General features: G+C 67.8%; 19 protein-coding genes and 8 pseudogenes. 15 read left to right on the forward strand and 12 right to left on the reverse strand.

Going from position 1 to position 26,669, the window contains the following annotated elements; translation table 11 throughout:
• The 10 genes and pseudogenes from D9753_RS00005 to D9753_RS37330 all read left to right on the forward strand — a co-directional run.
• Positions 1-955 (forward strand): ImmA/IrrE family metallo-endopeptidase (locus tag D9753_RS00005; RefSeq protein ID WP_205614009.1); only part of this gene is annotated, 955 nt, incomplete at its 5' end.
• Between the two features lie 795 nt (positions 956-1,750).
• Positions 1,751-2,916: pseudogene (locus D9753_RS37320) on the forward strand (DUF2397 domain-containing protein).
• Between the two features lie 127 nt (positions 2,917-3,043).
• Entirely contained in the window at positions 3,044-3,220 is a 177-nt protein-coding gene (locus D9753_RS36205; RefSeq protein WP_163010525.1) for a hypothetical protein, read from the forward strand.
• Positions 3,217-3,992 (forward strand): annotated as a pseudogene (locus D9753_RS39145) (DUF2398 family protein). Before D9753_RS36205 ends, D9753_RS39145 begins: the two are co-directional and overlap by 4 nt.
• 58 nt (positions 3,993-4,050) lie before the next feature.
• Complete coding sequence (locus tag D9753_RS39150; protein ID WP_394346662.1) at positions 4,051-4,446, forward strand: hypothetical protein; 396 nt, start codon at positions 4,051-4,053, stop codon at positions 4,444-4,446.
• An 883-nt stretch (positions 4,447-5,329) separates the two neighbouring features.
• On the forward strand, positions 5,330-5,827 hold the full coding sequence (locus D9753_RS00045) for a hypothetical protein (protein WP_163010527.1): 498 nt from the start codon (positions 5,330-5,332) through the stop codon (positions 5,825-5,827).
• 562 nt (positions 5,828-6,389) lie between these two features.
• The gene (locus tag D9753_RS00050; RefSeq protein WP_163010528.1) at positions 6,390-8,117 is read left to right on the forward strand and encodes a hypothetical protein; all 1,728 of its coding nucleotides are present in this window, start codon (positions 6,390-6,392) and stop codon (positions 8,115-8,117) included.
• On the forward strand, positions 8,117-8,668 hold the full coding sequence (locus D9753_RS00055) for an SbcC/MukB-like Walker B domain-containing protein (protein WP_121785181.1): 552 nt from the start codon (positions 8,117-8,119) through the stop codon (positions 8,666-8,668). Before D9753_RS00050 ends, D9753_RS00055 begins: the two co-directional genes overlap by 1 nt.
• Complete coding sequence (locus D9753_RS37325) at positions 8,665-9,453, forward strand: TIGR02679 domain-containing protein (protein WP_240467949.1); 789 nt, start codon at positions 8,665-8,667, stop codon at positions 9,451-9,453. The genes D9753_RS00055 and D9753_RS37325 overlap by 4 nt, the downstream gene beginning before the upstream one ends.
• Positions 9,428-9,970, forward strand: coding sequence for a DUF2399 domain-containing protein (locus D9753_RS37330; RefSeq protein WP_240467950.1), 543 nt, complete (start codon positions 9,428-9,430; stop codon positions 9,968-9,970). The genes D9753_RS37325 and D9753_RS37330 overlap by 26 nt, the downstream gene beginning before the upstream one ends.
• A gap of 184 nt (positions 9,971-10,154) precedes the next feature.
• Here D9753_RS37330 and D9753_RS00065 read toward each other — a convergent pair.
• Positions 10,155-10,618: pseudogene (locus D9753_RS00065) on the reverse strand (IS5 family transposase); the annotation flags it as partial.
• 46 nt (positions 10,619-10,664) lie between these two features.
• Between D9753_RS00065 and D9753_RS00070 the strand changes: the two are divergent.
• Positions 10,665-11,479 (forward strand): IS5 family transposase gene (locus tag D9753_RS00070; protein ID WP_121785182.1). Its coding sequence is split into 2 segments (ribosomal slippage): positions 10,665-11,013 and positions 11,013-11,479, totalling 816 coding nucleotides; the frame shifts between segments, so codons are not numbered across the junction.
• 9 nt (positions 11,480-11,488) lie between these two features.
• Here the strand turns inward: D9753_RS00070 and D9753_RS00075 are convergent.
• The 7 genes and pseudogenes from D9753_RS00075 to D9753_RS00095 form a co-directional block, all read right to left on the reverse strand.
• Positions 11,489-11,860 (reverse strand): annotated as a pseudogene (locus D9753_RS00075) (transposase); the annotation flags it as partial.
• A 62-nt stretch (positions 11,861-11,922) separates the two neighbouring features.
• Positions 11,923-12,450, reverse strand: coding sequence for an SMI1/KNR4 family protein (locus D9753_RS00080; protein ID WP_338057949.1), 528 nt, complete (start codon positions 12,448-12,450; stop codon positions 11,923-11,925).
• Between the two features lie 431 nt (positions 12,451-12,881).
• Positions 12,882-14,887: pseudogene (locus D9753_RS39590) on the reverse strand (RHS repeat-associated core domain-containing protein); the annotation flags it as partial.
• A 117-nt stretch (positions 14,888-15,004) separates the two neighbouring features.
• Positions 15,005-16,228 (reverse strand): DUF6531 domain-containing protein, encoded by a 1,224-nt coding sequence (locus tag D9753_RS37365; protein ID WP_394346663.1) that lies wholly within the window; start codon positions 16,226-16,228, stop codon positions 15,005-15,007.
• A gap of 243 nt (positions 16,229-16,471) precedes the next feature.
• A pseudogene (locus D9753_RS39165) lies at positions 16,472-17,171 on the reverse strand (putative T7SS-secreted protein); the annotation flags it as partial.
• Positions 17,172-17,177: 6 nt separating this feature from the next.
• Positions 17,178-17,819, reverse strand: coding sequence for a hypothetical protein (locus D9753_RS00090; protein WP_240467952.1), 642 nt, complete (start codon positions 17,817-17,819; stop codon positions 17,178-17,180).
• Entirely contained in the window at positions 17,816-18,403 is a 588-nt protein-coding gene (locus D9753_RS00095) for a hypothetical protein (RefSeq protein WP_121785183.1), read from the reverse strand. Before D9753_RS00095 ends, D9753_RS00090 begins: the two co-directional genes overlap by 4 nt.
• On the opposite strand from D9753_RS00095, the gene D9753_RS37370 reads away from it, so the two are divergent.
• A complete protein-coding gene (locus tag D9753_RS37370; protein ID WP_240467959.1) occupies positions 18,358-19,074 on the forward strand; it encodes a DUF6233 domain-containing protein in 717 nt (238 codons plus the stop codon). The genes D9753_RS00095 and D9753_RS37370 overlap by 46 nt on opposite strands.
• 14 nt (positions 19,075-19,088) lie before the next feature.
• Positions 19,089-19,915: pseudogene (locus tag D9753_RS00100) on the forward strand (IS5 family transposase).
• A 25-nt stretch (positions 19,916-19,940) separates the two neighbouring features.
• Here the strand turns inward: D9753_RS00100 and D9753_RS00105 are convergent.
• The 3 genes from D9753_RS00105 to D9753_RS00115 form a co-directional block, all read right to left on the reverse strand.
• Positions 19,941-20,603, reverse strand: a complete 663-nt coding sequence (locus D9753_RS00105) for an HNH endonuclease family protein (RefSeq protein ID WP_240467953.1) — start codon at positions 20,601-20,603, stop codon at positions 19,941-19,943.
• Positions 20,604-21,453: 850 nt separating this feature from the next.
• Entirely contained in the window at positions 21,454-22,035 is a 582-nt protein-coding gene (locus D9753_RS00110) for a GNAT family N-acetyltransferase (RefSeq protein WP_121785211.1), read from the reverse strand.
• Between the two features lie 43 nt (positions 22,036-22,078).
• Positions 22,079-23,323, reverse strand: coding sequence for an IS110 family RNA-guided transposase (locus tag D9753_RS00115; RefSeq protein ID WP_121785210.1), 1,245 nt, complete (start codon positions 23,321-23,323; stop codon positions 22,079-22,081).
• Between the two features lie 462 nt (positions 23,324-23,785).
• On the opposite strand from D9753_RS00115, the gene D9753_RS00120 reads away from it, so the two are divergent.
• The gene (locus D9753_RS00120) at positions 23,786-24,055 is read left to right on the forward strand and encodes a DUF3761 domain-containing protein (protein WP_240467954.1); all 270 of its coding nucleotides are present in this window, start codon (positions 23,786-23,788) and stop codon (positions 24,053-24,055) included.
• A gap of 150 nt (positions 24,056-24,205) precedes the next feature.
• Entirely contained in the window at positions 24,206-24,379 is a 174-nt protein-coding gene (locus tag D9753_RS00125; protein ID WP_121785186.1) for a CsbD family protein, read from the forward strand.
• A gap of 293 nt (positions 24,380-24,672) precedes the next feature.
• On the opposite strand, the pseudogene D9753_RS00130 reads toward D9753_RS00125, so the two are convergent.
• Positions 24,673-26,125: pseudogene (locus D9753_RS00130) on the reverse strand (UvrD-helicase domain-containing protein).
• Positions 26,126-26,669: the final 544 nt, after the last annotated feature.

The following is a 26,669-nucleotide window of genomic DNA, read 5'->3' on the forward strand; positions in this document are numbered from 1 at the left end:
CTCAGCCCTGGCCGCGCGTACCCGGACACGGGCGGACGCGACGCAGGACGGCGCCAGAGCAGCCGCATTGCGTCACGCCGAGGTGGTGGACGCACTCGCCGGCTTCGACTACCGCATCGACCTTCCCCCTCTGCCCGCCACTCCCGCCGACGGCAGCCTGATCAAGCAAGGCGCGGAGCTGGCGAGGGAGGCCGAAACCATGATCGGCCGCAGTCCGCGCGGTGTCACGGCACGCGCCCTGGCCGAGCAGTGGGAGCAGACCTTCGGACTTGTGGCGGCGGCTGTCGAACTGCCCGACGGTCTGGACGGCCTGTCCTGGGATTCCGGGGACTTCCGTCTCATTCTTGTCGCCCGCACCCACCTGTGGACCCGTCAACGTTTCACCCTCGCCCACGAACTGGGCCACATCCTGGCAGGGGACGCCGTCGAACGCCCCCTCGCCGAACACGTCACACCCAGTACCGACCAAGCTCTGGCGGAAGTCCGGGCCAACGCCTTCGCAGCCGAACTGCTCATGCCGCGCTCGGAGTTGCTCGAGACCGTCACAGCACATGCCCGCCTGGACAAACAGGCACTGCTGTCGCTCTCCTGGGAATACCTGGTCTCCCCCAGCGCCATGGCGACCCGGCTGCATGCTTTGGAGATCATCAGCGACGACGAACGCCGTCAGTGGTCGGCATGCACGACCCGTATGGCAGCCCTGCACACCGGAGACCCGGGCCCGCACATGCAGTACGCCCAGCAGGCCGATGACGGCTGGTACTCCACCCGCCTGGCCAAACTGGCCATCTCCGCCTACGTGCACGGAGACATCAGCATCCGCCTCGTTGCCACGGTGACCGGGATGGACCCCGACCAGCTGCTGGACCTGTTCCATCCAGGTCCCGACACGCTGGACGACGGGCCGCACGGCACCTCGGCCACCAGCCCTGCAGAACTGGCATTCTCCCCGTGACTTTATGGTGGTTTCCCGATAACACCGTGCTGTGCAATTTCGCCGCCGCTGACTCGCTCGAGCTGCTGAGGAAGATCCTCGACGGCCGCGGGCGGTGGACCGAGGCCGTCGCCCACGAAGCACGCCGATCGGCGGAGTGCGCCCATCCGCGACTGCATGACGTGGCCGCGGACCGCTGGCTCGGCGACCCCCTGGTCATCGACGACAGGGAGGCGGACACCGTGGAACGCGTGCGCCGGGCCGCGTTCGGCGGCTCGGCCGGCGCCCCCTGCAGCACCTGGGCGAGGCCCAGACCCTCCACGTCATCCAGAACTGGCCCGATTTCAAGGGCTCCTACTGGCTGAGCGACGATCGCGCCGCGTGCGACCTCGCCCGGCGCAAGGGCATCACCACACTGAAGACGAAGGACGTCCTGGCGTACGGCTGCAGCATGGGCGACGTCACTCACACCGAGGCCTACCGCCTGCTGCAGCGCATGCGGGACGCCGGTGAGCACGTGGAGATACCCGCAAGCGCCCGGGACCTGCTGACCTGAGCGCCATGCACCGCCCCGCCCGAGTCACAAGCGAGCATTTTCGGTCCTTGCCGATCGTTTCGCGAGGAATCACAACGGCCGTAACTAATCTAACTTTCAGCGCTTCCTGGCCCCTTGTGGCCCGTACAGAGCCGGAGGGGATCAGGGTGACGGTCGACGACACCGAAGACGAGGACGGCCAGGAGGCAGAGCGCGAGGCGCGGCGGGATCTTTACCGTTACGTCACTGCGGACAGACATGCGGCCGAATACATCGCTGTCATGGACCAGTTCACCCGGACGCTGCTGACCGACCTGTCCGCGGCCGAGGTCAGCGAGGCCCTGGCCGAGCTCGGCATCCTCCTGTCCGCCGAGGAAGCAGAGACTCGCTGCTACAGCCTGGTGGGCTGGGGCAACCTGCTGCCAGTCGCCCGCGACCCGCGGGTACCCAGCATCGCCGCCCTGAGCCACTCCCGCGTCCGCTTCCAGGTCACCCAGCTCGGCGCCCTGGTGCACCAGCAGGTCACGGAGCTGCTCAGCAGACGGGACGGCGCCCGGGAGGTGGCACGAGAGCTCCTGGGCAGCATGGCCTCGCTGCTGAAGAACATCCTCGCGCAGGCACGCAATCCCCGGGCCATCGACGCCGAAACCCTGGCGGCCGACGTCACCACCGTCTTCACCAGCCACACGTACTTCACCGACACGGTCCGCCAGTTCTACGCCTACCTGGCCTCCGTGCTGGCGCGCTACGACCTGGCCGGTGAGGAGTACGCCACCTTCAAAGGACTGCTGCTGGAGTACGTGCACCTGATCGACACCGACGTCTCCCGCTACTCCCCCGCCGTACGACAACGGCTCGAGGAGCTGCTTCCCTGGTGGACCATGTCCTGGCCGCGCTGGGCTCACTGCCCACCCTGGCCTCCCCGGACGGAACTCCGATCGAACGGCTGCCGGGACGCCGGCACGGGGACTGGGTTGAACTACTGTCCTGGTACCGGGGCGACAGCGGCCAGTCGGGCCCGGCTCACCTGAGGGCGACGGCTGAGAAGGCGCTGGGCCAGCTGCTGACCAACGCCCGCCGCATGCTCACCTCCGCCGGTACCGGAGGGGCACGCCGCAGCGACCTGCTGCACCTGGCCAGCCTGTTCGCCCAGGCCAGCGTGGGAGAAGCGCACCGTGGCTTCGCCGCCTCGTTCGGCGCCTACTCCGCCCGTCATCTGGGCTTCGGCCCGGACGAAATCGACCCGCGCGACACCCCCGCCACGTCCTGGTGGGACGCACGCCCGGTGGACGTGCCGGTCTCGTTGCGCGAGCGCGGCGACCGCGCCGCCCGCGGCCGCTCCTCCCGGTCCCCGACCCCGGCATGGACATTGTGCGGCTGCAGGAGCAGGCCGCCCAGGACGCGGCCGCACGGCAGGCGGCCGCGGACGAACTCGCGGCGGCCGTGAGCTGCACGAACAACACCTCACCCCCTCCGCCCGCGACCTTCTGCTGGACAAACAGTCGGAAGCTGCCGACCACGGCTTCACTGCCCAGGGCCCCGGACGCGCGGACGATTTCGACCTCCAGGTAACCGTGCACGCGGAAGACTCCGACAGTCCCACGGTCACCCACTCCGACGACGGCGACATCACCTTCTTCCGCCTCAGGCTGTACGCCTCACGCCCCGGCACAACCCCGGCCAGTGCCTTCCCGGACGAACCCGGCGACGACAGCAATGACGAACTCCGGCGGAAGGGCCAGCAGCTGTGAGGACAAGCCCGCTACCGACGGCCTCCACCGCTTCCCACGATGCGGCCGAGCGGCGCCTGGCCGCACGCATCCTGCTGGCCCGGCCCATTCTCACGCTGCACCAGCAGCCGGAACAGCTCGCGCTGGTGCGCCGGCACGCCACCGCGCTGCGTTCCAGCTTCGGCCGGCTGCTGGGGTACCACCTCATCGTCGAGCACTCCTTCGCCAGACTGGTGAAGACCCCACCCAGCAGCGACAGCCCTCCTCGGCCCGTCCAGCGTGGGGACAGCCCCGCATTCACACCCCAGGCCTACGCGCTGCTGAGCCTGGTGTGCGCGGGGCTACTGAATCCCGGAACCGGGGAATGGCTCTTGGTGTCTGCGCTGGTCGAACAGGTACGGGCGGATGCGGTGTCGGCCGGCGTTGCCCTGCGTGACACCCCCGCGGAGAACCGGAGGCTGGTGCAGGCCATCGGCCTCCTCGTGGACTGGGGGGTGCTGACCGAGGCAGAGGGATCCCTGGCAGCCTGGGGGAACGCCGGGAAGAAGCCCTGTTGCACGTCCACCGCGCCCTACTGCCGCACGTGCTGCCCCGGCCGCTGCGCGACGTCAACCGCCTCGGCGACCTTGCGGATCGCCTGCCGGACACTCTCCGCGAGCCCCGGCGCAGCCTGCGTCGGCGCCTGGTGGAAAACCCTCTGGTTAGACGCGAGGAGCTCCCCGAAGAGGAGCGTGACGTCCTGTCACGGGAACGCTCCGAGCTCACCCGCCTGCTGGAGAGAACTTCGGTCTGACCCTGGGGTGAGGGCTGAGGGTGCCCTCGCCTACGACGCCGAGGGCACCCTCAGCGACGTGGTCTACCCCGGGTCCGGCACCGTGCGCCAGGCGGCGCTCCTGCTCACCGACGCTCTCACCGACCTAGCTCGCCCCGCCGCAGGACAGCACGTTCCCGGTACCCCGGCAACCCCGGGATGCTGGCGTCATGGGAGACCGTGCGCGCCGAACTGGAGACCCTCGCCTCCCGTTACACGCGGACTTGGGCGGGCGTCTACACCAGTGACCCGGACCGTCTGCAAAGGAAGTCGTCGCGCTACTGGAGTCCATGTCGCTGGCCCACAGCCTGCCCGACGGGCTCGTCCTACACCCGGCGACAGCCCGCTACCGCCCCAACCTCACGCTGCGGCTGCTCGCATCGCGCAGCGGCCCGCCTCACCCGCACCCGACTCTGTTCACCGACTCCTCAGCTGAAGAGGCTTCGTGAATACCCTTGCGTTCCCTGCCCCGCGCCCGCCCGCCGACCAGGGAGGACCCTCCAGTCCGCGGCCAGAACTATCCGCACCGGTTGGCGCCTGCACAGGGCTGGCATCGTCAACGTCTGGTACTACTACGACCAGCGGTTCACCCTGTCCGGCGGCCGCCTCGTGCTACGCGGGTCCAACGGCTCCGGCAAGTCACGGCATTGGAGATGCTCCTGCCGTTCGTGCTGGGACGCCGACCGACGCCGCATGGACGCCACCGGGTCGGCAAGGTCCGCCTGGAGGACCTGCGTGCAGGGGGCCAGGGCCAGGCGAACCGGTTGGGCTATGTCTGTGTGGAACTGGCCCGCGCCACAGACGACGGGCGCCAGAGCAGACCGGCTACCTGACCGTAGGGGCGCTCATCCGCTACTCGCACAGCCGCGTGAGGCCAAAGCCTGGTACTTCCTCACCCGCTGCGCTCGATCACGACCTGGCGCTGCTCGATGCCGGGCGCATCCCACTGTCCAAGGAGGCTTGGCCCAGGCCATTGGCGCGGACCGGCTGACCTCCTCCCCCGACACTCACCGCGACCGCGTCCGTACGGCTGTCTTCGGGCTTCACGGCGACCAGGGGCGCGAACGGTATGCAGGGCTGCTCCAACTGCACACCCTGCGCTCCCCCGACGTCGGCAACCGCATCGACGAAGGACTCCTGCCCCAGATCCTCTCCGCGCCCTGCCGCCGCTGTCCGACAAAGCCATCGCCACCGCCGGCGAGGAACTCGACGGCCTGGAAGAAACCCGCGCAGCCCTGGCCCGGCTGGAGGCCGCCTACGGCCACGTCTCTGACTTCCTGAAGGTCTACACCCGCTACGCCGCCGGGGTGTGCCTCACCATGGCTGACCGTGCACACGAGGCTGCCCTGAACGCCCGTCAGACAGACACGGACGCCACCCGGCTGGAGTCCGAGCACACACGGCTCGTCCACGACCATGGCGCCGCTGAGACGGAGGCCGCCGAACTAGGCGGCTACGCCGAGGAACTCGCGGCCACCGTCAACGGCATCAAGCAGTCGAGCCAATACAAGGCAGCCCGCGAGCTCAGCGAACGCCTCAGCACCCTGCAGGCCCTCAAACTGGTCTCGAGCACTGCGCTGCACACCGCCCATGCCGCCCGTGAAGAAGAAGAGCGCACCGCGCAGGCCTGTCACGAAACAGCCCAGGACGCCTGCGACGCCGCTACGAGTGCCGCACAGCTGGTCAGCCAGACAAACGATCTGCTGGCGCGCACCGGGCTGAAGCTGTCACTGCCGCGCCGTCCGTCTGCAGTTGAGCCTCCCCCCCCGTCGTGGAGGCGGTACGCACGAACATCGAACACGATCCCGAGCCCGTGACCCGCCCCGCACCGGCCCGCCTTGCTCCCGAACCGGACAGGGTTCTTGAATCTCTTGATGCCCTGCGCGAGGCAAGCAGGTCTCTGCGGGCCACGGCCGCCAGCCGGGCGCAGCAGGGGGCCGCACGCGCCGATGAGGCCAGGCAACTGGCGTCCGACCGTGAGAAGGTCCTGCGCACCCAGGACCGTGCCGACGATGCAGCCCAGGCCGTCAATGCCGCAGAAGAGATGGCCCGTACGGCCGAAGCAGACCGTGACCAGGAAGCCACCGAGCTGGCACTGGCCTGGCGCGCCTGGACAGCCACTGCGCTCACCGGCAGCTGCTGGGCGACATCGACTGGCGCAGCACTGCGCTCGCCCCGCTGCTCGACGAGGTCGACGCGCTCGCCGGAGATGAGTCCGAGCCCGCGCACGCCGAACGGGAACTGGCCCTGCTGGATGCGGTAGCCCAGCAGGCGGCCGCCCCCGCACGGGCACGGCACGCCCAGCAGATCGCCGAACTGGCCGCCCAGGCGGCCAAGGACCAGATCCAGCGGCAAGAACTCCTGGCCGAAGCCGAGCAGTTGCGCAACGCGCAGGATCTGCCGCCGGCCGTACCCGAATGGCTGGGCAGCCGTCCGCCTCACACCGTGGCGCTGTGGCAGCTGCTGGACTTCAAGCCCGGCGTGGACGAAGAAGTCCAGGCCGGTGTGGAGGGCGCGCTGTTGGCCTCAGGCCTGTTGTACGGGGAAGTCACCACCGGCGGGGAGATCCGCGCCAGGAACGGGCAGTTACTGCTCACCGCGCAGGGCCCGCAGGCGCTGAGGTCTGTACGAACCTTGCTGACCCCGGCCGAGAACGCCGCCGTCGACGCGACCGTGGTGAACGCAGTGCTGGACCGCATTGCGCTGGAGCCTGGCCATCCCACTTGGCTGTCCCCCGACGGCTCCTGGGGCAACGGCCCCTTGACAGGGTGCTATCGTCCTGCGGCCGCCCGGTTCATCGGGGCGGCCGCGCGGGCGGCCGCGCGCGCAGCGCGCCTGACGGAGATCGACGACCTGCTGCAGCTACAGCAGCGGGGGCAGGAACGCAGCGAGCACCACGATGTCCTTAAGGATGCGTCGAAGGCACTGGAGGAACATCTGGTGCGCGCACCACGCTCTGCACGGTTGGCGACCCTGCGTCTGCAGGCCGCTGCGGCGCGCGCACAGATTGTCGCGCGCCGCAGGGAGGCACGTGCTCTGGCAGAGGAAGCAGAGCGGATGCAACGGGCCTGGACCGCCCGCAACCGTAGCCACCAGGAGATCTGTGCGGCACTGGGGATGCCTGAGGACATCGATGGACTGCTGGCAGTGCGCGGATACGCACAGCAGGCGCAGGCCGCCTGCAGCAACGTGGATCACGCCGTCGAGACGGTCACCAGTCATCTGGACCGCCACCGTAAGGCTTGGGGCCGTCTCGACCCGGTGCAGGAGCGTCGCACACAGGCCGAAGAGACCGCAGAGTCCGCCTGGCTGACCTGGTCAAGAGAAGCCGCGGCACTTGCCGCGCTGCGTGAGGCTCTGGGCGCGGATCCTGATCAGGTGCACCGTCGGCTGAAGGAGGCGGAAGCGGAGCTGAGGCGCACCGAGGACAGACTGCGCCACTCCCGCTCCCAGATTGTGAAGCTCACGGGCCTGGTCGCCTCCGCGGAGGAAAAGGCGCAGGTCGCAAGACAGAAGGCCGTCGACGCCAAAGCGGCACTGATCCAGCAAGCCCAGGTGCTGCATCAGCGTCTGGGTCATCCCTCGATCGCGGTCGCGCTGGCGGCGGGGACACAGCCACCGCCTGTGCTGCGATCACCGGATCCCGCAGCCGATGACGTCCTAGCCGCTGTCCGCCAGGTCCGCGCGGCGGTACAGCGGCCGGACAGCACGGCGGACGCCACTGCTCTCATGCGGGCGCTGTCCCTTCTGGAACGTAACACCGCTGGCGCATACGACATCACCGTCACCGTTGAGGACGACCTCCACGTCGTGGAACTCGCCGATGCCACCGGGCGCCGCCATATCGCCGATGCCGCAGCAGACCTGCGTGAGCGTCGGGACCGCGGCCGCGGTGCGCTCACCCAGCGCGAGCGCACCGCCTTCCACAACTTCGTCCTCGGCGGCATGGCGGAAGAACTCCGCCAGCGCCTGAAAGAAGCCGAGGAGTTGGTGAAAGCGATGAACACCTCGCTCGGCTCGATCACGACCAGCCACGGCATCGGTGTGAAAATCGACTGGAGGCTGTCGGACGCTGCCGGGGAAACATCACCCAGATCAAAAGGCTGATGCGGCGTGACATCAGTGTGCTGCGCGACGCGGAGACCGAGGAACTCATCGACCGTCTCAAGACGCTGGTCGACGAGTCCTACGGCCGCGACCCCGAGGCCGGGTATGCCACCCACCTGCGCATGGCGCTCGACTACCGCACCTGGCACGTCATGGACGCCATCATCACCGGACCTGAGCGGGGCCAGGAACGCAAGATCAGCCGCCGGGCCAAACTCTCCCAGGGCGAAACACGTTTCGTGTCGTATGTGACTCTCTTCGCCGCCGCCGACGCCTACCTCAAGAGCCTGCCCGACACCGGCTTGGCACTGAGGCTGATCCTGCTGGACGACGCCTTCGCCAAGGTCGACCAACGCACCATCGGTGAACTGATGGCTCTCCTGGTGCGTCTGGACCTCGACTTCGTGATGACTGGACACGCTTTATGGGGGTTCTTCGCCGATGTCCCACAGATGGACACCTACGAGGTACGGCGGGATGAGGGAACCGCTGCTGTGACCACCCACGTCCACTGGGACGGCCACACCCGTCACCTTCAGACGGTCTCATGACTTCCCTGCCCCCTCCTCTGCCGCCTTCTCTGCGCAATTACCTCAGCGATCCCAGTCTCACGGCGCTGTGGGACAAGGCCAGAGACCGGCTCGAACGCAACCGTCTGTCCCCCACGGGCACCATGCAGGTCCATCTTGCCGCCGAGGGTGCCAAGCGGCTGGGCGGACTGCTGGGCACCCGTGTGGAACCAGGACTGCGCCGCGTCCAACTCGCGGCCCTCGACGCGGCGCTGCGGGCGTCGTCCGCCCAGTGCGGGCTTGTCGCTGTCGTCGCCGAACTCACCGGCCGTCCTCTGAGTGACCGGCAGGCGGCCAAGGACGAGCGGGAGACAGCGTGGACGGCGGTATGGCAGGGCCTCGATACCGAACTGGCCCGCAGCGGGCTGGCCGAGGCCGTGTGGATCGCCGGCTGGATCTCGGATCTGCGCGGCAACGGCATCCTGACCCGCGCGGGCGCAGCAGCCGCGACGACGGCGCTGCGGGACGCCGTGCGCACCATGGCCGTCCTGAACCTTGCGCACATGCCATCGGCCGGTGGTCCTGCTTTGCAGTCGGCGCGGGGGTGGGAACTGGGTGAACTCGCCGCGCACACCACTGGCGACGCGCATGGCCTCGACGAGGGGCGCCTCGCCGGCACACTGACCCTCAAAGGGATCGCTGCGGCGTGTGCCCTGCCCGGATCGGAATCATCGGCGGGCCGGAGGCTGCTGTGGGAACAGGGGGTGTCAGCGCCGATTTACTATCGGGCACTGTCATCGTGTGGAGACTGGCCCGCCCGGGTGTGACCTCTGGTCGTCGATGATGCGTGCCCGCAGCGACATCGGCCTGGCCACCCATCTGACCATGCATGAATTGCGGACCGCCGCCGACGGCGTGCTGCTGACCGCACCGGAGACGACCGTGCGCTGGTGCGAGAACCCGCAAGTTCTGCAGGCGGCCGCGCGTCATGGGCTCCCCGGAATCCTGGTATGCGGGAGTGGGAACCCCTCGAGCGCTGGATGGGAGTTACTGCGGCGGCTTCTCAAGGATGGCGCGCAGGTCCTCTACCACGGCGACTTCGACTGGCCAGGTATCACGATCGCCGAGCGGGTGCTCCGGCTGGGGGCTCACCCGTGGCGCTTGAGCGCTGCCGACTACCTCGATGCACTCGCCGAACTGCCCACAGACCGTCTCGCCCCTCTGGCCGGGGATCCCGTCGCAACCCCGTGGGACCCGGATCTTGGGCAAGCGATGAGCCAGCGGGGCCTTGCCGTGCACGAGGAAGCGCTTTTACGCCGGCTTCTTCCCGACCTCTCTGGCTAACTGATCGTTTCAGCATGAGGTTCGCAAGCGGCGTGGCATATGAGGCTGCAGGTCAGTTCGAGTAGGCCGTGATGGAGATCCGCGCGTCTCTCATAGCGGACACGGAGTCGTTTGGCCCGGGAGGCTACGAGCAAACGGGGCTGCTGACCGGACGGCTTGAACAGCCGCACGGCGCTTACAACGGCTAACACAATGAGCCGAGCTGTCGGTGGGTGATCAAGCAGCAGGCAAGCTTGAGGAACGCTTCGTGGATGTCGGCCCGTCGTTCCCAGCGGATCCGAAGACGCCGGAAGCCATGGAGCCAGGCGAAGGTTCGCTCGATCACCCAGCGGTAGGTGCCGAGCCCTGTGCCGTGGCGGGTACCGCGGCGGGCGATGGCGGGCACGATGCCTCGGGCACGGACCTGGTGGCGGTAGATGTCGTGGTCGTAGCCGCGGTCGGCGAACAGCGAGTCCGGCTTGCGACGGGGGCGGCCGATGCGGCCGCGTACCGGCGGGATCGCGTCGAGGAGTGGCAGCAGCTGCGTGACGTCGTTGCGGTTTCCACCGGTCAGCAAGACCGCGAGCGGGGTGCCGTGCCCGTCGGTGATCAGGTGGTGTTTCGAGCCGGCCGGCCGCGATCGACCGGCGACGGGCCTGTGTGCTGCCCCCTTTTAAGACGTGTCCTACATGGCCAGTTGGCAGTTGTGCTGGACATGGGGAGTGGACGGTGGGGATGGATCGTTCCGGACGGCTTGTGGGAGATCGCGAAGCCGTTGCTGCCGCCGGCGCGGGCCCGGCCGCAAGGGGGCGGTGTCGCGAACATCGATGATGAGGCGGTCTTCGCCGCGATCATCTACGTGCTGGTCAGCGGCTGCGCCTGGCGGGCACTGCCGCCGTGCTTCGGAGCGTCGAAGTCGACCGTGCACCGCCGCTTCGCCATCTGGTCTCGTGCTGGAGTCTGGGGACGCCTGCATCAGAAGGTGCTGCAGCTTCTGGACGAGCGGGACTTGGTCGACCTGTCCCGTACGGTCCTCGAATCCGCGCACGTGAGGGCTAAAAAAGGGGCGAACTTGCAGGCCCGAGCCCCGTGGACCGGAGTAAGCCCGGTTCCAAGATGCACGTCCTGTCCGACGCGAACGGACTGCCCTTACGCGTCGGACTCTCCGCGGCCAACACCCACGACAGCCTCGCCCTGAAGCCCATGCTGTCCCACTTCCACATGGGACACGAATCCCACGCGACCGATTCCAAGCCTCAGCGGCTTCACGCGGACAAAGCCTACGACGTACCTCACCTGCGGCGATGGTTATGGGGCAAGCACATCGGCGTCCGCATCGCCCGCAAGGGCATCGACTCAAGTGAACGGCTCGGCCGACGCAGATGGGTCATCGAGCGCACCATGTCCTGGCTGACCGGCTACCGCCGACTCAACCACCGCTACGAACGGAAACCAGGCAACTACCTGGCCTTCCTCGGACTGGCAGCCGCCCTGTGCTGCTACAAACGGCTCCTCAAACTGGCCATGTAGGACACGGTCTAAGGCCCTGACGTGCGAGGAGTCGACCACACAGCGGGACCAATCCAGCCGTGAGGCGGCGTTCAGCTCAGCCAACAGCACCTCGTGCAGGCGCTGCCAGACGCCGGCCTCGTTCCAGTCCCGCAGCCGACGCCAGCAGGTCATGCTGAGCCGAAGCCCAGCTCCCTGGGCAGGTACTCCCACTGGATCCCGGTGTGCAGCACGTACAGGATCCCGCACAGCACCTCGCGGTCCGGCAACGGCTTGCGCCCTGGGTACCGAAAGCGCCGCGTGCGCTGCGGCAGCAGCGGCTCCAGGCGGTTCCACAGCTCATCCGACACGATCCACGGCACACTCTCCACACCCGGACCGAACGCCTAACTGCCGTACCAGACACGGGAACCAGGGAGGATCCACCTCATTGTGTTAGCCGTTGTAAGCGAAGATAGGTTCCCTCACGCCGCGAACGATTCTCGCTCCCCCGCCTGACCAGTCGTACGTGCCCAGGTTGAGATCGCAAAAAACGGTTTCAGGGACTGATCACGTCGTGCGGTACCAGTCCTCGCCGTCACTGCTGAGCGTGCTGCGCAGGTAGGTCTCAAGAGATGGCGCGATCCAGGTGCGACTGTCTGTTTCATGGTCCCACACGAAAATTTCGTCGCGGGTGGGGTGCGCACAAAGGCGAACTGATCGCCGCCGCCGTTGTCACCGAAGAACATGAGCGCGTCGAACGGCATGTACAGGTTGCGGAACTGCTCGTTGCCGCGAAATGACAGGTTTTCTTCCAGGATCTTTTCTGCGGTCCAGATCACCTCGGTGCCATAATTGGCCTCGATCCCGTCAGTCTCCGTCAGGAGTTCACGCAAAGGAGCGGGGAGTGGCTGACCGAGCTGTTCCTCGATCGCGGTCAGGGCGTCGGGAGTTGCGGGTTCCTGCAGTTCGATATCGGCATCGGGGAATTCTGAGGCGAGCTCTCGCCACATGAGGGTTTTTCTCCAATACTGTGGGGTTATCTGATGCGGGGATTGAACCAGTGTCCCAGCATATCATCGACTTTGGTGACGTGATTGAGGATCTGCTGCGTGTGGCGGTGGGGTGAGTTCTGTAGAATCGTTCCAGGAGACTCGTATTTCGCTGAGATGAATTCTGGTTGATGTCACCCTTGGGGATGCCGCGCAAATTTTCAAGGGAGTGTAGTTCGTCCGCTTTGAATAGGCCCGGGTAGCGTTTGAGGACTTGTTGTTCGATGGCGTGGTGGACGACTACTTTTCCTTTGAGTTCTGGGTGCGCGTTGAAGAAGTTCTGTTGTAGTTGTGGTTGGTTGTGCTTCCGACGGACGCTTCTTCTCGTGTGGGGATATTTTGCCCAGTGGGGTTGTTTTGTTGTCCTTGGCGTGTTGCGCCGCTGCCTTGCAGGGGGTCAGGCCCAGGGGGTCGGCCCAGAGGTGGGGGTTGGGGACGTAGGAGGCCGGGTTGGGGGCGGGTGCCAGGCCTAGTGGGTCGAGGGTGAGGTAGCGGGCGGTTTCGGGGTCGTAGTGCCGGAAGTGGTTGTAGTGGAGGCCGGTTTCCGGATCGAAGTACTGTCCCGGGAAGCGCAGGGGGGTGTAGGCCGTGCTGTCGACTGTCCATGCTGTTGCTCCCCACAGCGTGCGCCGCGTCTGCCAGGCGATGTCTCCGCGTTCGTCGACGAGGGCATTGGGGGTGCCGACGAGGTCGGTGATGATGGCGAAGAAGCGGGCGTCGATTTCGTGCTGGGGAGCGTCGGCGCTGGTGATTCGTTCTGTTTGGGTGATCGGGTGTGGCCCGTGGTGGTCCCAGGTGAGGGTGACGGGGTTCGGGGCTTGTGCTGAGACGGTGGTCTGTTCGCACAGGGTGGTGCCGTCCCAGGTGAAATCGGTGCGTTCGATGACTGTTTCGCCGTCGGTGGCGAGACGGATTTGCTGGTGCGGCGGCCGAGCGGGTCGTAGGTGTAGTTCCAGCGGGTGCCGTCTGGGGTGATCACTGAGGTCAGGCGGTCTTCGGTGTCCCATTCGTAGCGCCAGGTGTCGGGCTTGCGGGACAGTCGGGTCGTTTGCCGCAGGGTGACACGGCCAGTGCGTCGTGTTCGTAGCGGACTGTGCCAGCGTGGGTGAGTCGGGTGCCGGTGTAGGAACGGGCGCCGGTGGCCTCGTGTCCGGGGTGGCTGGGCGGCCAGGAGGCGGAGGTCTGGTTGCCTGCTTCGTCGTAGGCGTAGGTCTCCATCCAGTTGGCGGTTGGATGGCGGTGACGCGGCCGGCAGGGTCCAGGGTGATGTGGCGTGGGCCGGTTGAGGGATCGTCGATGTGGGTGAGGTTGCCGTCGGCGCGGTAGGAGTAGCCGCGCTGTTGGATCGGCTGGTGTCGGCTGCTTGCCGCGATGGTCTGGGCTGTGAGCCGTCGCCGGCGCGGTCCCACTGGTTCGACCAGTGCAGATTGTTGCCGATGCAGCGGGAGACCTCCCGGCCCACGGCGTCGTAGGTGAATTCGACGGTGCGGCTTGCGGCGATCATCTGTGCCGGGCGCCTGCTGCGTCGTAGCGCCAGGTGGTGACGGCGGGTCGGGTGTGGTGCGGCTGCTCAGTCGCCCCCACTGGTCATAGCTGAGGAGACGGTACGGCCGTTGACGGTTTCGGAGCGCAGGCGGCCGAAGCGGTCGCGCAGCAGGGTCAGGGTGCAGTCGGGGCTGGTTGCCCAGGCCAGTTGGTCGGTGAGGTCGTAGGCGTACTCGGTGATGGCCCTGGACGTCCTTGCGGGTGACCTGGCCCAGGAAGTTCCGTTGGTAACGGATGACCTGTCCCATCGCGTCGGTCCGCGATTGCAGGTTGCCCGCCGCGTCGTGGGTGTAGGCGAGGCGGCGACCGTCGAAGTCTGTCTCGGCTGCCAGATTGCCCGCGGCGTCGTACTCGTATCTCCACGTCAGACCCGCCGGGTTGACGACGCCGGTCAGCGGAGCTCGTGTCGGGAGGAACCATAGCGGCCGCCGTCCGGCCCGGTGCGTGCCAGGAGCAGGTCGAAGTGCGTGTACTCGTAGCGTGAGACGCCTCCAAGGGGTCGGTGTGGCTGGTGCAGTTGCCTTCGCCGTCGTAGGTCCAGGACTCCACGGTGCCGTCGGGGGCGGTGTAGCGGGCGAGGTGGCCTTCGGGGGTCCATTCCATCGCTGCCACGGCTCCCGCGGGTCAGTGACAGCGGTGATACGCCCGAAGGCGTCGTGCTGGTAGCGGGTCACGGCGCCGAGCGGGTCTGTCACCGTGACGGGCAGGCGGCGGGGTTGGTGTCGATGGTGGGGTGTTGCCCATCGGGTCGGTGACCGCGGTGAGGCGTCCCGCCTCGTCATAGGCGTAGTGGGTGGTCTGTGCTGGGGTTGGTGTCCGATGTGCAGTTGCCGCGTTCGTCGTAGGTTCGCCGGATCAGGGTGCGTCGGGTTGACCACCTCAGGGGCAGGCCGAGGTGGTTGTACTCGGCGCGTGCCACATGTCCGTCGGGACGGGTCACGGTGATGAGCCGGCCGGGTCGTACTCGAGGTCATGGTGTGGCCGAGCGGGTCGGTGTGCTCCAGCAGGGTGTGACGGTCGCGTACGAAGCGGGTGACGTCCCCAGGGGGTCGATGCGGGCGATCACCTGGTCGCGGTCGTTCATCACGAAGCGCGTGTCGTGGCCGAACGAGTCGGTGATCGTGGTGGTGTGCTGCCCTTCCTGCTCCTCGGTGTAGGTGAAGACCGAGCGTTCGTGTCCAGCTTCCCCGGACTGGTAGGTGCAGCGGTCTTGCTCGTCGTAGGCGTAGGTGAAGGTGCGGCCGTTGGTGTCGGTCCAGGACACGATCCGACCGCGTTCGTCGTATCCGAACCGTGTGGGGATGCCGCTGGATTTGACGACGTCGGTCAGATGCCCGTCGGCGGAGTAGCCGTAACGCACAAGTTCCTGGTCGCCGCTGTCTGCTGCCGCGCCGGCAAGGGCGAGCGCGCGGATGCGTCCTGCCGAGCTGTGGAGGACAAGGCGGTAGCCGCCGCTGTGTGCCAGGGCACGGGGAGCACCGTGCTCGTCGTACTCGAACTGGATCCAGCTGCCGTTGCGGTCGTCGATCTGGTCCAGCACCGCGAGGTCGTCGCCGGCGTCGGCGAAGTGCCATCGTCGTCCGCTCTCGGGGTCGATGAGCAGGTAGCCGTCGTCGGTGCGATCCAGTGACCAGCGTGCGCTGCCGTGCCGTGGCAGGGTCGGCACACCTGGGGCGGGGTGGGGGTAGGTCAGCAGGAGGCCGTCTTCCCCGATGAACACGACTCCTTCAGCGTCGATTTCCAGGCGCTGGTCGATGGTCGAGGACCAGGTGGGGCCGAACCAGCGGCCCGAGCGGTAGACCGAGGAGAACTCTCGCTTGAAGACGAGTGGGAGTCCGGCTGCAAGCTCGATGTCTGTTTGGGAGAGCAGCACGCTGCCGGTGGCGACGTCTACGGGGTCTTCTTCGCACGTCAGCTCACCGGGTTGCCGTGAGGTGGCGTGCGGACGCTCTTCCGCTGCTTCGCGGGCTCCACGGCGCGCGGCGTTCTCGGCGCCTTCCTCCAGCCCTTCCTTGGCGGCCGTCTTCAGGCCGAGTCGCAGTCCGCCGCGTGCCAGGCCTGCACCCTTGGTGCCGATGAGTTCGGGGATGAGACGGCCGATGAACTCGGAAGGGTCCTTCTTGAAGCCGTCCACCGCGGTCTGGACGACCCGCTCGGGATGCGAGGCCGTGGAGACCAGGCCGGACAGCGTCATGCTGACGTTCTGCAGGTAGGCAGCCGGATGGGTGAGGTTGTAGGGGTCGGTCGGGTTCAGGCCGCGGACGAAGTTGACCAGGCCCGCAGTGCCCTTCAGAGCGCCGCCGACGACGTGTGTGAGTTCCGTGTTGACCGCCTGGTAGCCGTCGGCAAGATCGCGGCCGATCCGGGACAGCGGCGGCGGCTCGGCGGGGGCGTGCGCGAGCGCGGCCCTGACCTTGGCTTCCGCCTGGGATGCGGCGGTGTTGCGCTGCTTGCGAGCCTCGGCGAGCTTGTGGACGGCGGCCTTGACGTCGGTCTTGCCCGCCTCCATGTCCTGCTTCGGCTTCGGTCCCGGGTCGTCGCCCGCGCGGGCCTTGGCGTTGTAGGCCTCGGCCTTGGTCTGGTAGTCGTCGGCTGCGGCCTTGGCCGCCTTCACGCCCTTCTTGTAGAGCTCCACGGCCTCCTTCGCCTGGGCTTGCGCCCATTTGACGGTGTCCGCGTACGACTCCAGGGCTCCCGCTGCTGCGGTGCACGCCTCGGCTGCCTGCGCCCACTTGGTCGGGTGCACGCCGAGCTTCCCGGAAGGCGTCACCGCCCTCGCCCTGCCAGCCTGAGGAGTCGACCTTCCTCAGACCCTGGCTGACCTTGTCGAAGGCGCCGTGGAAGTCCTTCAGGTGCTTTGCGCTCTCGCGGATCTTCTCCGGATTGCCGTGGACCAGCTCGTTCGGCTCCTCGGTCTGGCCGAGCTGCTGCTCGCCGGGAGTGGCGCCCAGGTCGGAGGCGACCTCGTCGCCCCAGTCCTCCACGTTGTCGGCCCAGTCGTGCGCACCGACGTGATCCAAGGCCCCGCCGAGCTTGTCCGTGCCGTAGTCGACGGCCTCGCCGACCTTCTTCTTGCCCTCGTCGTAGAGGTGTTCGGCTCCGCCCAGGAGGGAGTTTGTTATGTCTCCGAGGCCCATCAGCCTTCACCGCCCTGCTGTTCGGCCGCCTTGGCGCGGGCTTCCGGGGAGGGGCCGAAGGTGTCGTCGAGGAACTTGTTGTACTCCTTGTCGGAGACTCCGCCGGCGCTGTGCAGGTCTTGCGGGTCCAGGCCAGGCAGGGCCGATGGTGTGGGAGGTCATGACGTCCCGGCCGGCGTCCTTCCAGCCCTGCTCGCTGTTGGCCAGTGCCTGGTCGAAAGACTTCTTGCTGTAGTCGACGCTCATACCGGACTTGGCGATGTCGCCCCAGCCCATCTTCTCCACGTCCTCCTCGGAGGCGTAGGGATTGCCGACGGCCGAGTTCGCGACGACTTTGAAACTTCCCTCGATGTACTTATCGGTCTCGTAGTACGTGCCCGCCGACAGGCCCGTCTTGACTGCGAAGCCGTTTCCCTCGTTGATCAGCGAGCGTACGCCCCACTCCCATCGCTCGCAGAACGACTTGAACTCCCCCGTCAGGCCCTCGTGCCCCAACTCGAGACCGGACAGGGCGATGTCGCCGAAACCACGCCCCGCCCCAGCCTCCCCGACCATGCCGAGTTCCTTCAGCTCGCCCAGCGCCTCGGTCAGCCCCTTGGCGATCAGGGCCAGCCCCTCCGCCTTCAGGTCCTTGCCGCCCCCGGTCATTCCGCCTCCCCCGTCCCGCTGGCGAAGTCAACCGCCACCTCGTCCGGCACGATCCCGCGCACCGGCGGAAACACCATGCCCTCCTCCCCGTCCGCGCAATCCAGCGCCACCCCGCACGGCACCCCGGCCGCCGGCACCGCCACATCCAGCAGACGCGCCCCGAGGACCGTCTGGTACGACCACTCACGCGCCGCCTCACCACGCGCGACCGCGTAACGGGCCAGCGCCTGCACGTCGGAGAACGCCAGGATGAACCGGACACCGCCCAAATCCGCGGTCAGCAGGCCTCGCTCACCTTCCGGGCCCGGCCCGTCACCGAGCGGCACCAGGACAGGGGTGCGGCGGAACTCACCGAGCAGAGCGGCGAACTCCCGTCTGCGCGTCTCAGCCCCTGCATCTTCGCGATCGGATTCCTGAGTGTGTACCGGCGGCTGTTCGTCAGGTCTTCCATCTTCGAGATCGTGTTTCCCTGAAGACGCCTGCATCTCTCGAGCGGTTGGCGACGTCGTCATCTCCGCGTAGTCAGCGATGCGTGACCGTGGAATCTGCTGCGGCCAATCGGCCGCGCCCCCGTGCTCAGACATGCAGCCATCATCACAACTCCGCACAGCGAGCAGCAAACAAGCCATGGACGCGAGCGGCGGGCGCGGCCGTCAGCTCGACCGCAGGATTGCGGTATCGCAGGATCAGGGCCACGCCCCGGGCACCGAGCCGACAACCGGGCCGGCGCGAGACAAGAAACCGTGTCGCAGAGCGCAGGCCAGGTCGGGCCGCCCCGGGAAGGGAGCGCCGCGAGGGCGGGAAGCCGGCCACGCGTGCGCCGATCGGCGAAGCCGGCCGTGCCGGAGTTGATCGTCGAACTCAGCATCGGGGCCGGCCGCCCCTCCAACTCCACCGCGGCGACTGCTACACGGCGGGCAAGCGACGCCGGGCCGTCGACCGGGAGGAGGCACGGCGGCTGCTCGCCGACGGCACCAGCGCCTGCACGCACTGCCGCCCCGACACCGGCCGCAGCGTCACGCCGGCCGGCACGCTCGGTCCCGGGACGGGATCCGGGCGGCGATCTCCCTCGCCCAGCGGCCGGCCACCGAAGCATCTGATCCGCTCCCGGCAGCAGCCTGCCGCAGCCAGTCCAGCCAGTCGTGCGCCTCCGACTAGGTCAGCAACGGCAGCCGCTCCCCCGTTCCTCCCACCGGCACTAGAGCGTGTCTCTTTGGTGGGTTCATCAGTTGATCGGATGTGCCTGTCCGATTAGTGATCACTGATGCGATGTGGGACCGGATCGAGCCGCTGATGCCGGCCGATCCGGTCCGCGGACGGCGGTGGGCCGACCACCGCCGCACGCTCGAGGCCATCGCGTGGAAGTACCGCACCAACTTCGCCCTGGCGGGACCTGCCCGACGAGCTGGGCTCGTTCCAGACCGCTCACAAACGGCTGATCAGGTGGGCCGTCGACGGCACGTGGGAGAAGATCCTCGCCGCCTCGCGGCAGCCGATGCCGTGGACGACATCGGCTGGACGGTGTCGGTCGACTCCACCGTCGTCAGGGCCCACCAGCACGCCGCCGGAGCACTCAAAAGGGGGCCGAAGGCCGAGGCGAGCCGGCCGACCACGCACTCGGACGCTCCCGCGGCGGGCTGAGCACCAAGATCCACCTGGCGGCAGACGGCCATGCACGGCCCCTGGCTCTGGCCGTCACCGGGGGCCAGGCCGGTGACGCACCCGCCTTCGAGACGGTCATGGCCCGCATCCGGGTGCCGAAAACCGGCCCCGGCCGCCCCCGGACCCGCCCTGCCATGGTCCTGGCCGACCGCGCCTATTCATCCCGCGCGATCCGCGGCCACCTACGCCGCCGCCAGATCCGCGCGGTCATCCCGCAGCCGTCCGACCAGATCCGCCACCGCCTGCGACGGGGCCGCCAAGGGGGGCGCCCGCCCGGCTTCGACAGCGAGGCGTACAAGCAGCGCAACACCGTCGAGCGGTGCATCAGCCGCCTCAAACAGTGGCGCGGCCTGGCCACACGAACCGACAAACTCGCCATCGCCTACCAGGCCGCACTCCACCTCGCCGCCATCCTCATCTGGGCACGACGCTGACCAAAGAGACAGAACCTAGCCCGGGTCAGCGGGCCGGTGTGACCGTGACGGGAACGTTCGGACAGCGGCTGAGCACGTCCGCGAGGGCGGCGTGTTCGGCGATGTCGATACTCAATCCCCAGCGCATCTTGTCGGCCACCCAGTCGGTGACGTACTGGCACCGGTAGCCGATGGTCGGCGGCAGCCAAGTGCTGGGGTCCTGGTCGGCCTTGGACCGGTTCGAGGCGGCCGACACCGCGATCAGTGCGCGGTCGTCACCGAGGTCGTTGGCATAGGCCTCACGTTTCTTCGCCGTCCAGACGGAGGCGCCGGAGTCCCAGGCCTCGGCGAGCGGGACCAGGTGGTCGATGTCCACACCGCTCGGTCCCTGGATGTAGCGGCCGTCGTAGGGCGAATACCACTCACCCCCGCCCAGGGCACAGCGCGGGCCCTGCGTCGGGGCGATGACGGCTTCGGCCTTGAGCACCTCGGCGCGGGTGTTGCAGCCGTCCCTGTCGGCGTCGACCCAGTGCCGGAACTTGGAGCGCTCGTAGCCGGTGCGGTCCTCGGCGTGGAGGGGCAACTGGGCGAGGGCGTCCCGTACGGGCAGAGTGACGCGGTCGGCGGGCGCGGCGGCAGCCGGGGCGGCGTGCGCGGTCGCGGAGAGGAGGAGGGCGGCGAGCACGGCGGCGGATCGGGTGAAGCGCACGGGCGGGAGTCCTCTCGAAGAACACGGAAAGGCCGTGATCTTCGTAGCGGCTCCCGCAAGGGACCCGCCCGGGAACCGGGAGCGGTCTACCCGATCGGGGGTTAAGTCGGATCGTCGGCACATGCCGCGGGCCGCTCAGGATCCGTGTCCGTGGCAGAGGTTCCCGATGAGCTGATCGCGCTGGAACGGTTCGCCGAGGGCGAGCGGGTCAAGCTCGCCGGCCTCGCCGGTGAGGGGTACGACGCCCAGTGGCGCCGCTGACGCGAGGCCTCCGAGACGGTGCAGACGGCCGTCACCGTGCACGCCGAGGCGGCCGGGGCCGGTGCCGCACGAGTTCTACCGGTCCGCCGACGTCGATGCACTGCCCGCCGCGCACCGCGAGGTCGACTGGGAGCAGCTGCCCACGGTGGAGAGAGACCGGCGCTCCCTGCTTGCCGCGCTGGTGAAGCAGGCCGCCTCGGCCTGCCCCTCGTGTCCGGTGGGAGGGGTGACGTCGCCGTACGGTCGACGACAACAGCACGGTAGTCCGGCGGGGTGGACGAAGGCGGGCACAAGGTGGTGCCGGCGTCCCGGGGGGGCCGTGACAGGCGGGGCAGGGACGACTCCGCCGGTCCCTCTCGGTGTGGGTTGACGTCCTGCTCGGCCTGGCCGGGGACACGTCCTTCTGGCCCGTTCAAGAGCCGCGCGGACCACCTGCTACACCGAGATTCCCCGGAGTGGGCTACAGGTCGTTGAAACCGCTATAAACTCCCCGCTGCACTCGTTCAACTCAAAGACATCTCAGGGGGCTAAGAAGTCAAGCTGCCCGTGTTTCATGAGGGCGAACGATGCCATGGTGGTGTGTTCTTGGTCAGTCTTTCTGAACACGGGCGTGCAGATGCATGTCATGCCAGCCGTCAGCGTGAAGCAGTGCACGACGTCGTACTCCTTCGAGGATGTATCCGGTCTTCTCGGCGATGCGGCAGGATGCGGCGTTCGCCGTGGAGTGGCCGAGTTCGAGTCGGTTGAAGCCGGTCTCTTCCAGTGCCCAGCTCGACACTCGGGTCACCGCCCGGGAGCAGACGCCCTTGCCGCGGGCCTCCGGGGCGGTCCAGTAGGAGATTTCTGCTTGGCCGCCGGCCATGATGATGGACTGGAGGGAGACCCGTCCGAGAAGCGTCTCGTCGCCACCGTCGACCACGGCCCAGTGGCAGGCGGTCTCGCTCCCCCAGCCGCGGCGCCACTGTTCGATCCATTCTCGGGCCTCGTCTTCGGAGTCAGCTCTGCGTAGGTGCCAGTGCTGGATTGTCGGGTCCTGGAACACTCGCGCGACGGCGGCTGCGTCGGAAGGCAGCCAGGGCCGTAGTAGCAAGTCGCTGTCGATGTGCAGCGACGGCTGGTCAGAGGTGTTGAGGGTGCCAGGAGGCATGACGGCGGTGACCAGAGAAGGCATGATCGACATCATGGCAACCCTGTCTTTGGCTTCCGCTGCCGGGTCAGGCTGGCGCTGGGAGAAGTGATGCGAACGCTTGTTGCTCGTCGAAGTGTTGCCGGGTCTTCAAGCAGTGGTGGAGCTGGCCGAGGAAGCGGTTCAGCAAGTGCCGTTGTGCGGCGGCGTGCCAGTCGCCATGCTCGCGTCGGTGACGGTAGTGCGCGTTCGCTCCTGGTGAGGCGGTAAGGGCGGCGAAGGCCCAGAGGAAGCCGGCGTTGATGAGGCGGTTGTTCTTGACGAAGCGGCGGCCGACGAAGCGCTTCTTCCCGGAGGCCCGGGTGATGGGCGCGGATCCGGCATACGACTTCAGAGCCCGGGCGTCGGTGAATCGTCCCCGGTTATCGCCCAGCTCGGCGAACACGCGGGCGCCGAGCATCGGTCCCAGGCCGGGGAAGCTGAGGAGGATCTCGCTGTCGGCGTGCTGGTGAAAGGCGGCTGTGGCCGCCTCCGCGAGATCGTCCGCGGCCTCGCAGGTGGCGTCCAGCTGTTTGAGCAGGGCCAAGAGCTGGTGGCCGAAGGCGTCCTCGACACCGGGCAGCTGGTGGGCGTGCTCGGCGCGGAAGATGTCCCGCAGCCGCTCGGCTTCTGCGTCGCAGCCGCGGAGGCGGCCACTGCGTTTGAGGGCGGCCCGCAACTGGGCGCGGGTGAGCTTCGCGGCCTTGGCCGGGGTCGGGGCCAAGGTGAGTACGACACGGGCGTCAGCCCTGGTCAGGCCGCCTTGCTTGCCCTGGAAGGCCAGCAGGGCGGCAGGGTAGTACTCGCGCAGGAGCGAGCGGACCTGGTTGGCGACCTGCTGCCGGGTCCAGACGGCGTCCTGCTGCGCTCGGGCCAGGACTGTGATGGCTTGGGCGAGTTCGGAGTCGGCCGGCAGGGGCCGGTGGGTGTGCATGTCGGTGCGCAGGATGTTCGCCAGGACCAGGGCGTCGCCCGGGTCGGATTTCTTGCGGCTGACGCCGTGGCGGTCGCGGTAGCGGGCGGCGGCGAGCGGGTTGATCGCGAACACCCGACGGCTGCCGGTGCGCAGGCTCGCGACCAGGAGGCCGTGGCTGGTCTCGATGGCCACCGGTATCGGATCTTCTGGGCTGTCACCGTGCTCGGCCAGGAGGGCCAAGAGTTTGTGGTAGCCGGCCGCGTCGTCGGTGATACGGGCTTTGGCGAGCAGGGTGCCGGCTTCGTCGACGAGGGCAATGTCGTGGTGACGCTCCGCCCAGTCGATGCCGCAGAACACAGTCAAGCGATCCTCCCAGATCCGTCCGTTTATGCAGGTCACGAGCACATGCGGGTCACGCGGCGCCCTAATCCAAGGACTCGTTGGTCCGCCATCTCAGTAGCCGTTCGCGACACCAGCGCACCCCAGGGGCTCGATCTTTCTGCAGAGCTCGCGGGCTCGCGGATGAACGAGAGGTCGACTCTGGAGCGGGCTCGCGCCGTGACGATCAACGTCCGAGCAGCCCCCGGGAGTTTCGCGGTGATCACGGAGGCGCCGGGCTGCGCCGCTCTTGACAGAGGCCTCAAGGGCCGGGGGAAACGGAGGCATCAGCCCGGCGCCCGCGTCATCACCGCGGGCCCCGCAACGGACAGCGATGCCGCTCTTTGAGGAGGCCTTGATGGCCAGGGGGGATCCAGGCATTCGCTGTCCTGCGCGAGCAGCTGTCCGGGTTGTTGCATGGTCCCGGGCCGTCTGCTTACTCACTGGATTAGGGGGGTTCTTTTGCGCGCACGTCTTGTTGCCCCGGCCATCGCTGTCGCTCTCACCGGTGTTCTGTTCAGCGCACCGACCGCGTCCGCGGCCACTCTGCCGTCCACCAACACCGCTCACCACTGCATCCACCACACCACCGGGCTGTGCGGCTGGACGCACCACCAAAAGCCCAAAGACAAGTACGAGACCGCCAAGTGCAAGGACGCTTCCCTGTCCTACTCGCGGCACTCGCAGGGCACGTGCTCCCACCACCACGGCGTCCGCTACTGGTTCAAGTAGATCCGTCCCCGACGGAGGCCGCCTTCGGCCTCCAGCTCACCTCACCGGTGCCGACCACGCAATGTGTTGTTCTTCCTTCGGTTTGACGGCATTGCAGGGGGTCATGCGTACAGCCAGTACCCAGACCGGCAACCGAGGAAGGTGAGCGACATGGCCGCCAGCGAGAAGGCCAGGGCCAAGGCCGAACAGGCAGTGGGCAAGGCCGCTCAAGCAGCCGGACACGCCGTGGGCAACCATAAACTGGTCGCCAAGGGCCACGCGGCCGAGGCCGCAGGTGCAGCCCGCGAGGCCAAGGAATCACTGAAGGACACCGGCCGGCACTGACGGACAAGCAGCAGTACGTGGGGGCGGTCCCGCCATCGGGCCGCCCCCCGTTCCGTTACGAGCGGTTCGACGGCCGTGGCCGCGCCTTCTGTTGCGGCATAGCGTAGACAGGCTGCTCCAGGGCGGGCGAGCGGCACTGTGCATCGAGCGTTCTGATGACCTTGCCGGCGTGGCGACGACCGCGGTTGCATGCACGCCGGGAGGTCTTCGCTACCGAACTCGACGTTGTGGGCTTTCGTGTGGTCCGGGGACGACGACCTCACCGCCGATAGATCAAGACGGGTGCCGGCTGATCAGCACTGCGGATGGGCATGAATCCAGGACAGGCCTCCGAGGTCCAGGCGTCGGCGAGTTCGAGTGACAGCGACGTAGGCCAGACGAGCTTCAGCATCGTCAATCGGATCGGGTGGTGTTGCGGAGCCGTTCTGGACACCTGGCTGGTGGTCTTGGGGGCGGGCGAAGTCGTCAGCGATGAGTACGCGGGGCCATTCGCGTCCTTTGGCCTTGTGGGCCGTGGAGATGGTGACGTGCGCGCGCGGTTCGGGAACGAGCTGGGTGACGGCGGCGAGGATCGCGTCCGTGCCGTGGGTGTCTACGAGGTTGACCAGGGGTTGTAGGTCACGTCCGGCTGGGTCGTGGGCGGCGTAGTCCTGCAGGTCTCCCCAGGAGGGGAACAGGATCAGTTCGGGGTGCTGGGTGCGGCGGCCTTCTTTGAGGTCGCGGGCGGCTTGGGCCAAGGCGCGCAGGCTGTCTCCTCCCCACGAGGGCTACTCGGTGTCCGGCAGTCATGAGCGTCATGACGTGGGCGATCGCGCCGACATTGGTTCGACACAGGACGGCGTCGGGGGTGGCGACCGGTCCGATTTCGGTGAGCACGGTGGGGGTGCCGGTGAGCCGGATGGGTGCGTCGGCCAGGCTGAGCCAGAGGTTGGCTTCTTCGGCGAGGTGGGGTCCGAAGCGGAAGGACTGCGACAAGGTCAGCTGGGTGCCGTTGAAGCCGGTCATGATGTCTTTGGCGCCGCGCCATTGATAGATGGCTTGGGCGGAGTCACCGACCATGACGAGTTGGGCGTGGTCACGCTGGGCGAGAAAAATCTGCTCCACAACTGGATTGGTGTCCTGGGCCTCGTCCAGGAGCAGGTAGTCGGCGTCGAGTTTCGGCTGAGTGAGTGCCCAGATCTTCAGATAGTGGTCGTGTTCGAAGCGGACGCAACCGTCGTCGGGGTTCTGCAGGTCCTGCCAGGCTTTGCGGGCGATGGGGACGATGTGGGTGGCGAGCTCGCGGTGCAGGCCGTTGTCTTCCAGGCCCCGCAGTTTCGGTACGTGGTGGCGGGTGAGCTGGGTGTCTGAGGTGTGGCAGAAGCGGGTGATCGTGCGTAGGAGGGCGTGGGACAGGGCGCGTTGAGAGACGTCGCGCTCGCCGATATGGATGGCTTTGGTCAGTCCGAGGGCCTGTCCTGTTTGCCATGCGGGGCGCCGGGGGCGTTCAGGCGGCGGGCGTAGCGGTGGCCGACGGCTGCATAGGCGAGGGCGTGGGCGGTCTTGCACTTCACGGTGTGCGGAAAGCGGGTGGTGGCGTCCTGGGCGATGGACCGGTTGTAGGCGAGATAGCGGCCGTGACGCTGGGTGGAGCGGGCCAGCATTTCCAGCGCGGTGGTCTTGCCGGTACCGGCTCCGGCTTGCAGCCAGATGGTCGCCCGCGTGGAAGGCGTCGGCTGCGGCGGCTTGTTCATCGGTGGGCTTCATGGCTGGAGAGGTCCTTGGCGAGTTGGATGAGAGGGATCGACTGTCAGGGTGAGGCGCGGGGGTTCGGCGACGGGAGGGCGGCCCAGGCGATTGGTGTTCAGCGTTCAGCCCGGCGCGGGCGGCCAGAGCCTGGTCCGCAGCCCTCTGGGAGCGCCCACAGTCGTCATGGCAATGCCTTCGGCAGGAGGCCTGCTTACGCAGTGGTGGAAGGGTGGTGTGCCGGACACGATGGGTCCGGCTTCCGGGGTGGCGGATGGTGATCGCGCCGATGGGCGGCCGGTTGCCAAGCCGCTCGATGCAGTCGGCCGGGTTGGCTCAAGGATCGGTTGCAGCGAGTGCGACGAGGCACGTGGTGTTCGGGTTGGCGGCGAGCGGCGTCGGGTGCCAGGCAGTGGTGGGTTCGGCCTGGGTGGGAACGCGGGTGAGCCTGATCTTGAGGTTTGGCACGGCAGGTGTCGGTTGTGGTGCCGCTCGGGAACTGGTGGCTGCGCTCGGATTCGGGCGGCGTGCAGAAGCCGGTCAGGGACAGGCGGGCGGCGGTGTG

This window comes from Streptomyces dangxiongensis (genome assembly GCF_003675325.1).
Classification (GTDB): domain Bacteria; phylum Actinomycetota; class Actinomycetes; order Streptomycetales; family Streptomycetaceae; genus Streptomyces; species Streptomyces dangxiongensis.